At 36.1% G+C, this 12,491-nt stretch carries 14 protein-coding genes; 8 read left to right on the forward strand and 6 right to left on the reverse strand.

The features are described from left to right. Positions 1-20 precede the first annotated feature (20 nt). From LIV57_RS17325 to tssO, 3 genes are read right to left on the reverse strand one after another with little or no spacing between them, the layout of a single operon-like run. A complete protein-coding gene (locus LIV57_RS17325; protein WP_110011661.1) occupies positions 21-932 on the reverse strand; it encodes a PKD domain-containing protein in 912 nt (303 codons plus the stop codon). Between the two features lie 48 nt (positions 933-980). Next, entirely contained in the window at positions 981-1,505 is a 525-nt protein-coding gene (locus LIV57_RS17330; protein WP_110011660.1) for a type VI secretion system transmembrane protein TssO, read from the reverse strand. 11 nt (positions 1,506-1,516) lie between these two features. Then, entirely contained in the window at positions 1,517-2,053 is a 537-nt protein-coding gene (gene tssO / locus LIV57_RS17335) for a type VI secretion system TssO (RefSeq protein WP_110011659.1), read from the reverse strand. Between the two features lie 179 nt (positions 2,054-2,232). On the opposite strand from tssO, the gene LIV57_RS17340 reads away from it, so the two are divergent. The 8 genes from LIV57_RS17340 (at position 2,233) to LIV57_RS17375 (ending at position 9,463) form a co-directional block, all read left to right on the forward strand. Further along, positions 2,233-2,904, forward strand: a complete 672-nt coding sequence (locus LIV57_RS17340) for a response regulator transcription factor (RefSeq protein ID WP_047429454.1) — start codon at positions 2,233-2,235, stop codon at positions 2,902-2,904. A 319-nt stretch (positions 2,905-3,223) separates the two neighbouring features. Then, on the forward strand, positions 3,224-3,514 hold the full coding sequence (locus LIV57_RS17345) for an HU family DNA-binding protein (RefSeq protein WP_002984212.1): 291 nt from the start codon (positions 3,224-3,226) through the stop codon (positions 3,512-3,514). Positions 3,515-3,882: 368 nt separating this feature from the next. Further along, a complete protein-coding gene (locus LIV57_RS17350) occupies positions 3,883-5,442 on the forward strand; it encodes a ribonuclease E/G (protein WP_110011658.1) in 1,560 nt (519 codons plus the stop codon). A 187-nt stretch (positions 5,443-5,629) separates the two neighbouring features. After that, positions 5,630-6,097 carry an OsmC family protein gene (locus LIV57_RS17355; RefSeq protein ID WP_227943617.1) on the forward strand — a complete coding sequence of 156 codons (468 nt, stop codon included), beginning with the start codon at positions 5,630-5,632 and terminating at the stop codon, positions 6,095-6,097. Positions 6,098-6,201: 104 nt separating this feature from the next. After that, complete coding sequence (locus tag LIV57_RS17360) at positions 6,202-6,831, forward strand: NUDIX hydrolase (protein ID WP_110011656.1); 630 nt, start codon at positions 6,202-6,204, stop codon at positions 6,829-6,831. A gap of 27 nt (positions 6,832-6,858) precedes the next feature. After that, positions 6,859-7,665, forward strand: coding sequence for a lysophospholipid acyltransferase family protein (locus tag LIV57_RS17365; RefSeq protein WP_062675350.1), 807 nt, complete (start codon positions 6,859-6,861; stop codon positions 7,663-7,665). Positions 7,666-7,681: 16 nt separating this feature from the next. Continuing rightward, positions 7,682-8,119 (forward strand): hypothetical protein, encoded by a 438-nt coding sequence (locus tag LIV57_RS17370; RefSeq protein ID WP_227943618.1) that lies wholly within the window; start codon positions 7,682-7,684, stop codon positions 8,117-8,119. 6 nt (positions 8,120-8,125) lie between these two features. Then, positions 8,126-9,463, forward strand: a complete 1,338-nt coding sequence (locus tag LIV57_RS17375) for a UDP-N-acetylmuramate--L-alanine ligase (RefSeq protein ID WP_227943619.1) — start codon at positions 8,126-8,128, stop codon at positions 9,461-9,463. A gap of 46 nt (positions 9,464-9,509) precedes the next feature. Here LIV57_RS17375 and LIV57_RS17380 read toward each other — a convergent pair whose 3' ends face one another. From LIV57_RS17380 to LIV57_RS17390, 3 genes are all read right to left on the reverse strand, one after another. Then, positions 9,510-10,124, reverse strand: coding sequence for a hypothetical protein (locus tag LIV57_RS17380; protein ID WP_227943620.1), 615 nt, complete (start codon positions 10,122-10,124; stop codon positions 9,510-9,512). A gap of 74 nt (positions 10,125-10,198) precedes the next feature. Continuing rightward, positions 10,199-11,257 carry an NAD(P)H-dependent flavin oxidoreductase gene (locus LIV57_RS17385; RefSeq protein ID WP_227943621.1) on the reverse strand — a complete coding sequence of 353 codons (1,059 nt, stop codon included), beginning with the start codon at positions 11,255-11,257 and terminating at the stop codon, positions 10,199-10,201. Between the two features lie 169 nt (positions 11,258-11,426). Continuing rightward, positions 11,427-12,302, reverse strand: coding sequence for an aldo/keto reductase (locus tag LIV57_RS17390; RefSeq protein ID WP_227943622.1), 876 nt, complete (start codon positions 12,300-12,302; stop codon positions 11,427-11,429). Between the last annotated feature and the right edge of the window lie 189 nt (positions 12,303-12,491).

Genomic DNA, 12,491 nt, shown 5'->3' on the forward strand with positions numbered 1-12,491 from the left:
ATCCGTAAGACCGGACAAAATTATTTGCTTTGATTAATATCTACTTTAGTTACACAGTTCTGTGTGTCGTCCAGGTTTACTTTTACCGTCTGAATCACTGTATTCTTGTCAAACTGAAGGCCTGCACAATACATGTAGAAGTTATTCACTTTGCTGTCATTTACTTTTACCACTGTATTTTCATTGTTACACAGATAGGTTTTCAGCAAGTAATTGTAATGCATATTGAAACTGTTTCCGTTGGCAATCTGCTGCAGGTGATATTTGAAATCATTGTCTACTTTGGCATAAGAGTCTTCTACTGAAACTTCATCTTCAGCAAGAGCATCATAAGCCGGAAGAATTTTGATACGGTGATAGATAGGATCCTGGCTTTGTTCTGTGTAAAGAGTCACCAGATACTCTCCAGGTTTTTTATAGGAATAGATGGTAAATTTATCCTTGGCATCTGTATTTCCGGACTCACCGAATTTCCATGCAAACTGTTTTGCATCAGAAATAGCACGGAAGGTCACGTTTTCATTTTGCATTGCCTGACTTACAGCTTCGATCGTTGTTTTTGCCGTTGCAGTATCTTTTGGTTTCTGAACGCTTCTTGCGCTTACCATTACAGGGAAAGATTTCGTGTACTTGTTGTCGACGATCAAAATCACCTGATAATATCCCGGTTTATTATAGAAGTGAATACCACTGTTTTTATCTGAAGTTGTCCCATCTCCGAAATTCCATCTCTTGGTTTTGGCAAACTGGGTTTTATCTTCGAATAAAAGCGTGTCTCCTACCGCCAGTGAAGACGGATAAACCACCCCAACAATATCATCTGCTGAATGTATTACCTTTTTCTGCAGCCACAGAGCAACCAATGCTGCGATCAGCAAAGTTGCAATAACACCGATAATAATGTTTTTCTTGTTCTTTTGAAAATAATTCATAGTTAGTAATTGTGATGTGTTTTATGTATGTTCCTAGTATTTATTTGCTTACTGCATTCTTGCTTTCAGATCCTGCTCGCGCTGATAAAGCTTATTCTGCTTATCTTTAAATCCGATTCTGCATTCATCCACCTGTTTCTGGAAAATTTTAATGTCTTCAGAGGTTGTTGAAATGACTTTTTTGTCATCAAAATACATTTTATAGAATTTTGCGATCTGCGGATAGGCATCTTTACGGATATCCACAACATCGGTACTGTTGAAATAGCTGTTAAGGTCGTTTACACCCAGCTGGATATTGTTTTCGATAAAAGGCTGGGGTCCGTCATCAGTAAGTTTTGTAATCATGGTATAGGTACTGTCCATGATGGGAAGAACAACTTTCTGGTGTTGCTCAAACTCTGCTTTCTGCTCAAGATTCTGAATACCTCTTACATCTTCATCAGAAAAAGGGGATTCAAATCCTTTTAAAAAGATCACTCCCAAAAATAACATGGCAGTCACCAGCATCAGTATTAAATAAAAAAACTGATAATGCCTTTCTTTCTTCGATAATGTGATTTGTCCTTGCATATCTTTTCTTTTTATCTTCTTCTTCTACTTCCTGTGAAATTTCTCGTAGGGTCTTTCCGAAGTTCATTATTGGTTACTTTAATCTTACCCATGCATTCATCAAGATCCCGTAAAACGGTTTTTTTCTGATACTCTACTTCGATGATCTTTGCTTTTAAATTCATCATCGGTACAATCTGCTTCATCAGTACGGCATAATGTTTAAAGCTCTGCACACTGTCTTTACCCATAATATTTTTGGCATCTCTCACATTATCCATAATACTGGTTCTCAGAAATACCTCATTCTCCACCTTATTGATGCTAAGCTGGTTCATTTTGTCGTAAATATCATCAATGTGATCCTTAAGCACGTCACTTCGAAGCATCAGTTCTTTATACGCTTCAGCTTCACGGCTAATTCCTTCCCGCTGTATATCATAACTCTTAAAGAAGAGAAATAAGCAAGCAAAAGATACAACCGACAAAACGACAAATGACAGAATAAACTTCCAAATGCCCGTTCTGACGTCAGATTTGTTTAATTTTTTTTCCCTGTTAGAAGACATAATTTGCGATTTGTTTGGCCTGTGAAAATATAAAAAAAAAATTTTATGCACAATACGTAATTTCCCCAACCCTGTTTCGTGAAAACCCTGATTAAATTAATATTAATTTTCACTTTGATAAGTTTTTCATAAATTAGACCTCTGAATTTTAAATATCATTCGCCAAATCGATATTAAGAATGAGTAAAATATTATCTAATACCGTACGTTTTTCCATTGCTGACAGTGATTTTTATTTTAAAAAAATAATGATCAAAACACTTATGGAAAATCCTTTCTATATGCTTCTGAATGATTGTAACAATGGGCATGAGCTGGTAAACAGAATCTACAGAAGACAGGAAGATGTGTTCATTATTGAGCTCTTCATGCCGGTATTAAGTGGAATTGAAGCTATTAAGTATATCAGAAAAAACAATACTGAAACCCCTATTATTACGTATTCCGGCACTTATCAGGAAGATATGGCGGAAATCCTTTCAAAGATTCCCAATATCTATTACTGTCAGAAAAAAAGCACCATTATAAAGGATATTATTAAAGGAAGTATTGCGTCTGACGACTTCGACTATCAGGCTTATTCCAAAGAATGGGAACAGCAGCCGCTAGCCGTACAGGAATATATGGACAGGCAGAAAAAAGGACAGGAAGAGCTTTCCCCATCTGAAATACAGCTCATGAGGTTCTGCTATGAAGGATTCAGCAATAAAGAAATTGCAGAAAAACTCAATCTCAGTACCAGAACAATTGATACTTATATCAACAGACTTACAGAAAAGCTGGGATTGAAAACCAAACTTCATCTTATCCGCTTCTGCGTAGAAAACGGATATTATAATTCCAGTTTATAAAAAAATCTGATTTCAATTGAAAAATTCAATTCCGGGCGGATGGTCAAGGGCAGATAACGGATCTCAAAAATAGTATGCTAAAGACCATAAAGTGCTGCCAGACCTGTTATAACCAGCATTTATTAAATTTTGTTCATCAATTTTTTGTACCTTTATCCGGTTACATTATTTTATTGTTAAATTATCACCATCCTGCCTTAATATAGTGTATACATAAAAAGTCCAACTCTTTGAATAAAAATATTTTGCCACTAATTTGCTAGTATTCAATTTTTTTAACTAAATTTGCACACCTAAAATTTAAAATTAAAATAAGGAAATGACAAAGGCAGAATTGGTAAACACCATCTCAAATAAGTTGGGAACAGAAAAGAATGAAACACAGAAAGTTGTAGAAGCTTTTATGCAGGAGATCAGAACTTCTATGTATAATGGGGATAACGTTTATCTAAGAGGTTTTGGATCTTTTATCATTAAAACAAGAGCTGCTAAAACAGGAAGAAATATTTCTAAAAACACTGCAATTGAGATTCCTGCTCATAACATTCCTGCTTTCAAACCTTCAAAATCTTTTGTTGAGAAAGTAAAAACTAAAGTTGCAGTAAAATAAGAACATTAACTGAATATTAACTAGTTACTAAAAAATTAAAATTATGCCAAGCGGAAAGAAAAGAAAAAGACACAAGGTTGCGACTCACAAAAGAAAGAAAAGAAGAAGAGCAAACAGACATAAGAAAAAATAATCTCTTTTTCTCGAGATTTACAATATAATAATATAGTTGGTGGATTTAAATTTTTAAAGTTCACTAACTATATTTTTGTTTGCAACTATAAGATTCCGCGGAAAACGGAGGGTTTCAAATATTATTTTAATAAAAATATAATGGTTTTCATTCAAAATCCTTATATTTAATAGATGAATTAATCGATAAAAAACATCCACTTCCTATAATCTTAACAATTTTATCTTATTAAAAAATGAAGAAAGAACTAATAGTTTCGCATGAAGATGATCTTACAAAGATTGCGCTGCTGGAAGACGGAAGACTATGTGAACTTCATGAGCAAGAAGACAAAAGCGATTTTATAGTTGGAGATCTGTTTATAGGAAAAGTAAAAAAACTTGCTCCAAACCTGAATGCAGCATTCGTCAATATCGGATATGACAAAGATGCATTTCTGCATTATCAGGATCTGGGACCTCAGTATCTTACGTACAGAAAGTTTTTAAAAGATACTATTTCTAAAAAACAAAGCACTTCGAGCTTAAAAAATTTCGAGATACAACCCGAAATAGACAAAAACGGAACGGTAGACAAAGTAATTGCCAAGGACGATCTTGTTCTGTTACAAATTACCAAAGAACCTATTTCTACCAAAGGTCCAAGAATTTCTACCCAGATTTCATTAACAGGACGTTTCCTGGTGTTAATTCCTTTTGACAATAAAGTTTCTATTTCCAAAAAAATCAGAAGTTCTGAGGAAAAAGAAAGACTGAGAACCCTTATCGACAGCATTAAGCCTGAAGGATTCGGAGTGATCATCAGAACAGTGGCAGAAGGAAAAAAAGTAGCTGACCTGCATAATGACATGAACCAGCTGGTTCAGAAATGGGAAAGTACTTTCAAAAACATCCAGAGAAATAAAGTTCCGTCTAAAGTTTTAAGCGAAGAAGACAAAGCTTCAGCTATTTTAAGAGACAATTTTAATCAGGACTTCGTCAATATCATTTGCGATGATGAGCAAATGGTGAACGAAATGAAAAATTACATTGAAGTAATTGCTCCTGAAAAGAAAAATATTGTCCAGTTTTATGATTCCCATATTCCACTTCTGGAATATTACAATGTTGAAAAACAGCTTAAACAGAGCTTCGGAAAACACGTCAACATTCCGAGTTCCAAAGGAGCCTATCTTGTTATTGAGCACACAGAAGCACTTCACGTAGTGGACGTCAACTCCGGAAACAATATTACAACCGGAGCAGCTGTCAACAAAGAGCATGCACTAAAAGTGAACAAAATGGCTGCTACAGAAATCGCAAGACAACTTCGCCTCCGCGATATGGGAGGGATCATCGTTATCGATTTCATAGATATGCCGAATTCTGATCACAGAAGAGATCTTTACGAGCATCTTAAAGAGGAAATGAAGCGCGACAAAGCACGCCACAAAATCCTTCCTCCAAGTAAATTTGGTCTGATCCAGATCACCAGACAGAGAAACCGTCCGGAAAAACAGATCGACACCAAAGAAGAAAACCCGAACAAAGACGGAGAAATTGTAGCTCCTATTGTTATCGTGGAAAGAATGGGTGAAACCTTAAGAAATATCCTGCAGAAAGAAAAAGGAAAAATCTACCTGCACGTGCACCCATTTGTGGAAGCCTACCTTACAAAAGGCATTAAAAGTATCCAGATGAAATGGTTTATCAAATACAAAAAGTGGGTAACCATTGTTCCAAGGGATTCTTTTAAATATTTAGAATACAAAATCTACAATGCCAAAAAAGAAGAATTGATAGAATTCTCTAATTAAAAAATTTAAAACCTTCAGTTTTCTGGAGGTTTTTTCGTTTTTATAATATATTTGCAAGTATAGAACATGATTAATAATTTAAGTTTTGGCTGAAGCCAATGGACAATGAGATTATTATATCAGGCGGGCTAAAGCCCACCCCTATTGAATTTTAACAGCAAGATCTTTTATCTTTTATCTTTAAAGTATGAAAAACCATCATTACAAAATTACCATCCGGTGGACGGGAAACCAGGGGACAGGAACCAGCGATTACAGAGATTACGGGAGAAGCCATACCATTTCAGCAGAGAATAAAGTTGTGATTGAAGGATCATCTGATCCGGCATTCCGTGGCGACCGGACGAAATATAATCCTGAAGAAATGTTTTTATCTTCCCTTTCTTCCTGTCACATGCTTTGGTACCTTCATTTCTGTTCTGAAGCAGGCATTATTGTTACAGATTACACTGACGAAGCAACGGGCATCATGGCAGAGACAGCCGGTGGCAGCGGCCACTTCACAGAAGTAACTTTACATCCTAAGGTAACTGTTGCAGCAGAATCCATGAAAGAAAAAGCAGAACAACTTCATCATAAAGCCAACGAATATTGTTTCATTGCCAATTCCGTCAATTTTCCGGTACAACATCTCCCTGTTATTTCAGTTAAATAATTACCCTGTCAGATTAAGGGTTTAAAGCTTTAAATCCTGATATTTCACAGGTTAATTAATGTTAAGGCATTTATTTCTTCGAGATATATTGCTAAATTTGAGCTATGGAAAATTTTGGAAAAGATTTATTGAGAAAAATAAAAAGCGTGGAACTTCCCGGTGAACACGCCCATGGAGTATTTTCACCTCCCTACCGCCCCGTTTTTACGTATGATGAAGTATTGTCAAAGAATCCTAAATTTGCGGCTGTTAATATTGTTTTATATCTGAAAGACAACGAGTGGTATTTTCCATTGATCCAAAGGACGATTAATGAACACGACAGACACAGCGGACAGATATCTCTTCCCGGAGGAAAGCGTGAGGAAATGGACAGGGATTTTGCTGAAACGGCAGTTCGGGAAACCTCCGAAGAAATCGGAATAGATAAACATTATGTAAGAATCATCCGAGAAATGTCGCCGATTTATATTCCGCCAAGCAATTTTTATGTTTATCCCTATATTTCTTATACAATAAAGAATCCTGCTTTCGTTCTTCAACAGACGGAAGCTGTGGAAACCATAGAATTTCCGATCACTTCCTTTTTAAATCTGTCGGATACCCCGGAAATCATGGCTTTGCCAAGTGCGGGCGGACATGAAGTGCCAGTGATTAATTTCAACGGATACATTATCTGGGGAGCTACAGCGATGATATTAAGTGAATTCAGTCAGTTGCTGAAAAAAATGTAACTTTGCACTACCGTGTTTAATTGAGAGATGGCGAAGAAAAATATTTTCACCGATGCATTCGGAACTCCTTATTTTTTGAAAAGGTTTATTATTTTTATTTTAGGAATTGTTTCTTACAGAAGATTCAATGGCTTTAATAAGTTAAAAATAACCGGTACAGAACACCTTGTGGATCTTCCGGACTCTAACGTACTGTTTGTATCCAACCATCAGACCTATTTTGCAGATGTGGCGGCCATGTACCATGCCTTCTGCGCTGTGAACAACGGATATCTCAATACAATAAAAAACCCGATCTATCTTTTGAATCCGAAGATCGATTTTTACTATGTGGCAGCAGAGGAAACCATGAACAAAGGTATTCTTCCCAAAATTTTCAAAATTGCAGGTGCTGTAACGGTAAAAAGAACATGGAGATCTGAAGGGAAAAATGTCAACAGAATGGTAGACATGAGCGAGGTAGATAATATTATGAAAGCATTGGACAATGGCTGGGTAGCTACTTTCCCTCAAGGAACTACATCGGCTTTTGCACAGGGACGAAGAGGAACTGCCAAACTGGTAAAAAACCAGCGTCCTATTGTAATTCCAATCAAAATAAACGGATTCAGAAGAGCTTTTGATAAAAAAGGACTCCGCGTAAAGGTAACCGGTGTAAAACCTACGATGGAATTCAAAGCTCCTCTGGATATTGATTATGATAATGAAAAAGCACCGGAAATTTTATTGAAAATTATGACTGCCATTGAGCAGACAGAAGATTTCAATCTATTACACAGTTATGATGAAGAACTTAAAGCTAAAAAATTAGAACAAAAGGATTCAAATAATTAAAGTAAATAGAAAAATTATGAAAAAAATACTTGGAATATTATTCGCAATCATAGTATTAGTTTCATGCAACAGCCAGAAAGTATATTCGGATTTTGATATCAGTTATTCGAAAAGCGGAGGCTTTGCTCCTGTATATGAAAATCTTCTGATCAAAGGGAATAATGTACACTACTCTTTTGAAGGCCAGGGAAAGAAATATAAACAGGATTTTAAAATTTCAGATGAAGATTTAAAGAAACTGGATCAGGTTCTTTCTCAGAATAATTTCAGAAGAATACAGGAAGACCGTAAAAAATTGTACGACAATATTTCAACGTCCATCAATGTCAAGAAAGGTCCCAATGAAGGCAGTAAATCGGATGCGAGTATGATCATTCCGAATTATCAGACCAACTGGAACAATATTCTTGAAGCTTTCCAGCAGATCATTAATATTAATGTTAAAAAACAGTAAATACAATTGAAAACCCACTTCATTGCCATTGGCGGAAGCGCCATGCATAATCTCGCCATCGCATTAAAAGACAAAGGATATCAGGTAACAGGTTCTGATGATGCTATTTTTGAGCCTTCAAAAACCCGTTTGGAAAAGAAAGGAATTCTGCCTCAGGAAATGGGCTGGTTCCCGGAAAAGATTACTCCGGATATTGATGCTGTTATTCTCGGGATGCATGCCCACCAGGATAATCCTGAGCTGGCAAGAGCAAAAGAACTGGGTCTGAAAATATATTCTTACCCTGAATTCCTGTACGAACAGTCTAAAAACAAAACAAGAGTTGTTATTGCAGGATCACATGGTAAAACAACCATTACGTCAATGATTCTTCACGTTTTGAATTTCCATCAGAAAGATGTGGACTTCATGGTAGGTGCGCAGCTTGAAGGTTTTGACTGTATGGTAAAACTGACTCAGGATAATGATTTCATGGTACTGGAAGGTGATGAATACCTTTCCTCTCCTATTGATCTACGTTCTAAGTTTTTACTGTATCAGCCGAATATCGCTTTAATGAGCGGCATCGCATGGGATCACATCAATGTATTCAAAACATTTGATGATTATATTGATCAGTTCAGAAAGTTTGTGGCAAGCATTACGGCAGGCGGAGTTCTTGTGTATAATGAAGAAGATCCGGAAGTAGTGAAAGTAGTGGAAAATGCAGAAAATTATTTCAGAAAAATCCCTTACAAAACTCCTGAATATGAAATCAATAATGGTAAAGTATATTTAAAAACTGAAATGGGAGATGTTCCGCTTTCTGTTTTTGGAGCACACAACCTGCTGAACCTTGAAGGAGCAAGACATATCTGCCAGCAGTTGGGAATTATGGATGAAGATTTCTATGAGGCGATCATGAGCTTCAAAGGAGCATCCAAACGTCTTGAAAAAGTGGAAAGAGAAGATAAGGGAATTCTTTACAAAGATTTTGCCCATGCACCAAGTAAGGTAAAGGCTGCGGTAAAAGCCTTTGCCGAGCAATTTAAAAATAATAAGAAATACGGATTCCTGGAGCTTCATACCTATTCCAGCTTAAATCCTGCTTTCCTTGAGCAGTATGACCACGCCATGGATGGTTTGGAGGAAGCCATTGTTTTCTATTCTGAAGATGCCTTGAAGATCAAGAGAATGGAACCTATCTCTCCTGAATTTATTAAAGAAAAATTCAGAAATGAAAAATTAAGGGTTTTCACCAATGCTGAAGATCTGCATGCTTACTGGAATACATTAGATAAAACAGATGGTGTTTATCTCATGATGAGTTCCGGAAATTTTGGTGGATTAGACTTAACAAAATAAATAAAAAGCTTCAGAAATTCAATCTGAAGCTTTTTTATTACGTATACTAATTATCATTCAATTTTTTGTTATTGGTCAGTTCAATACTTTTTATGGACCCTACCGGTGCTATTTTTATCGTTTTATTTCCTTTAGCAAGATAAATATAATACATACTGTTGGATCCTATCAGATGTACCTGATCAAAGCTTTCATCTCCATAGTTTAATTTATAGTCATATTTAAGCTTATTCTCCTTGATCTTCCTGGTGAGCCCAAGACCTTCCCCCCATCCTATTCCTACAAAGAAAGACAATAACATCATGGCAAGAAATCTCACAAACATATTGGTAAAATGATTCTCAATAGCTTCTTTACTCATGTTTTCATGTTCTTTGAGAGATGCCATTTGTAATGCCCAACGTTTATTTTTATTAGCTTGTTTCGATAAAAAAGAGGGAAAAGCAAATGAAAATACAACAACCCCAATCAGGGCAATCAATATAATAGGATGAGCTGTTAAAGTAGCAATCGGACTTATCAGAATGTCCATGATTGTTGAATACTTGAGAATATTGATATTGATCTGATAGTAGAATACACTTTCTTTTAGTATTCCCATTATGACGAGAAAAAGATATCCGAATGGAAGTGATCTCTGAATTCCTTCTGAATATTTCATGGATAAATTGGCTGGTTTTAGTTTTTATATTTCACGAAAATAGAAAATTACCAGCAAATGGAAAACATATGGATCTACATTTCACATTCTTTGATCAGTTTCTTTAAAATTTCCTCTGTAGACTGTTCGCTGTACCGGTGAATGGACTGTCCCACCCAGATTCCTGCAAACTCTGGATTTTGCAGAGCTTTAGCTGCTTTTCGTAAGGCATTGGTCAGTTTGTTCTGATAAGGATATGGTAAAATATACTCTGAATTTTCAACCGTTTCTATAAATTTGTTTTTCACTCCTCTTGCATACCGCCCGGAAAAGCTCTTCGTGAGAACAATTTCTTCTTCTCTTACCCTTTTCAATCTTTCTTTTTCAAAAGGCAGTAAAGCACTTTCCTGAGAAGCCAGCAAAAGATTACCCACCTGAAAACCCTGGGCACCTAAGTCTTTAACGGCTTGTAATGTTTTTGCTCCATAAATTCCTCCTGCATAAATCAAAGGAACATTTACCTGATCGTAGATCTGTGACAATAAAGATAATCCTCCGATCTGAGGAATATTTTCAGCTTCAAAACTACCTCTGTGGCCGCCAGCTTCTATACCCTGAACACAGATGATATCAATACCGGATTTTTCAAGCAACAAAGCTTCCTTCACAGAAGTACAGGTGCCAATAAGAGTAACTCCGTTTTCATGTAATTTCTGAATACTTTTATCATCAAGATTTCCGAATGTAAAGCTTACAATTTTACATCCTTCTTCAATAATGGCATCAACCTGTTCATGATAGCTGTTGACACTGATTTCTTCGATGTCGGGGAGATTTACTTCTATATTATTTTCTCTGGCCAGTTCTTCGATAAATTGCTTGGTTTTGCTATATTTTTCTTTTAAATCGTCCGTCACTTCAGGAATGTGATGGACAAATATATTGGCAGCAAATGGCTTATCAGTCAGTTTTCTTGTTTCCCTGATTAATTCCACAGACTGGTCTGCAGAAAGATCAGCCAGTGCCAGTGATCCCAGACAGCCTGCTTTTGCAGCGGCAACAGCCATTTGTACAGTACTTACCCCAAACATCGGAGCCTGAATAAGAGGATATTGTATTCCTAGTTTTTTACTGATTGTATCGGGCCAGAACATAAAAAATTATTTTAATTAAAAGGTACAAAAAATAAGAGCCCCTCATTTTCAACAGGATATGATATTCCTCACCCTGAATGAAAATACAATTCCCACAGATCACACGGATGTCACAGATCGTAATCTGAACTAGTGAAAACTGCGGGAATATTTTGATTCTTTATTTTTATTAAATATCTGCTACAGAATTTAGCATTTTTTGTTCCCATTCAGGATCTTTAGGATCAAAGAACAATCTTTTTCCAGTATCTAAAGAACGGACAACATTCATTTCATCTTCTGTCAGCTCAAAATCAAATACATTAAAGTTTTCTTCAATTCTTGACGGTGTCACCGATTTTGGAATCACAACGAAACCTTCCTGAAGGTGCCATCTCAAGATTACCTGAGCTACTGTTTTACCATATTTTTCGGCAATAGCTTTCAGTTCAGGATTGCTTAAAAGATTAGCGTTACCATTTCCCAGCGGGCTCCATGGCTGTGTTATGATATTATTTTCTCTGTCATACACCTGCAGTTCTTTCTGCTGAAATACAGGATGCAGCTCAATCTGATTGATAACCGGTAAAACAGTTGAATTTGCTTTTAATTCTTCAAGTTTTTCGACGGTAAAATTACATACTCCTATTGCTTTGATCTTCCCCTCCTGATAAAGTTCTTCCAAAGCTTTCCATGTTCCCAGAAAATCTCCATACGGCCAGTGGATAAGATACATATCAAGATAATCCATCTGTAATCTGTCTAATGTTCTCTGAAAAGCGCTTTTCGCCTTTTCGTATCCATGATCCTGAACCCATACTTTGGAGGTGATAAACAGCTCGTCTCTTTTGACACCACTATTTTTTACGGCTGCACCTACTGCAGTTTCATTCTGATAAATAGCAGCGGTATCAATCATTCTGTATCCTGTCTGAATAGCTTTGATTACTGCATTTTCACATTCTTTCAGATCTTCCATCTGCCATACTCCAAATCCTAAGGCCGGAATATCCACTCCGTTATTTAATGTTACCACAGGCTGTCCTGTATAGGTTTTCTTTTGCATAAATCTTTATTTTAATGATTAATATAAAGTGATAAACAAATTTGCAATAAAAAATTGAAAATTCTGCCTACCATTTTTACTGTTTCTGTTAAAAAATTCTTATTCATAAGGTTTAAGATGATGTATAAACTACCCGTCTTTTTGCTTCACAAAAATCCACCTCTTCAGAGAAGGGGAATGTCTGTAGTC

It is taken from the genome of Chryseobacterium sp. X308, assembly GCF_020733145.1.
GTDB classification, from domain to species: domain Bacteria; phylum Bacteroidota; class Bacteroidia; order Flavobacteriales; family Weeksellaceae; genus Chryseobacterium; species Chryseobacterium cupriresistens.

Excerpts from the sequence above, each read along its gene's own strand:
- LIV57_RS17325 (WP_110011661.1), bottom strand. The coding sequence starts at position 932 with ATGAATTATTTTCAAAAGAACAAGAAAAACATTATTATCGGTGTTATT.
- LIV57_RS17330 (WP_110011660.1), bottom strand. The coding sequence starts at position 1,505 with ATGCAAGGACAAATCACATTATCGAAGAAAGAAAGGCATTATCAGTTT.
- tssO (WP_110011659.1), bottom strand. The coding sequence starts at position 2,053 with ATGTCTTCTAACAGGGAAAAAAAATTAAACAAATCTGACGTCAGAACG.
- LIV57_RS17340 (WP_047429454.1), top strand. The coding sequence starts at position 2,233 with ATGAGTAAAATATTATCTAATACCGTACGTTTTTCCATTGCTGACAGT.
- LIV57_RS17345 (WP_002984212.1), top strand. The coding sequence starts at position 3,224 with ATGACAAAGGCAGAATTGGTAAACACCATCTCAAATAAGTTGGGAACA.
- LIV57_RS17350 (WP_110011658.1), top strand. The coding sequence starts at position 3,883 with ATGAAGAAAGAACTAATAGTTTCGCATGAAGATGATCTTACAAAGATT.
- LIV57_RS17355 (WP_227943617.1), top strand. The coding sequence starts at position 5,630 with ATGAAAAACCATCATTACAAAATTACCATCCGGTGGACGGGAAACCAG.
- LIV57_RS17360 (WP_110011656.1), top strand. The coding sequence starts at position 6,202 with ATGGAAAATTTTGGAAAAGATTTATTGAGAAAAATAAAAAGCGTGGAA.
- LIV57_RS17365 (WP_062675350.1), top strand. The coding sequence starts at position 6,859 with ATGGCGAAGAAAAATATTTTCACCGATGCATTCGGAACTCCTTATTTT.
- LIV57_RS17370 (WP_227943618.1), top strand. The coding sequence starts at position 7,682 with ATGAAAAAAATACTTGGAATATTATTCGCAATCATAGTATTAGTTTCA.
- LIV57_RS17380 (WP_227943620.1), bottom strand. The coding sequence starts at position 10,124 with ATGAAATATTCAGAAGGAATTCAGAGATCACTTCCATTCGGATATCTT.
- LIV57_RS17385 (WP_227943621.1), bottom strand. The coding sequence starts at position 11,257 with ATGTTCTGGCCCGATACAATCAGTAAAAAACTAGGAATACAATATCCT.
- LIV57_RS17390 (WP_227943622.1), bottom strand. The coding sequence starts at position 12,302 with ATGCAAAAGAAAACCTATACAGGACAGCCTGTGGTAACATTAAATAAC.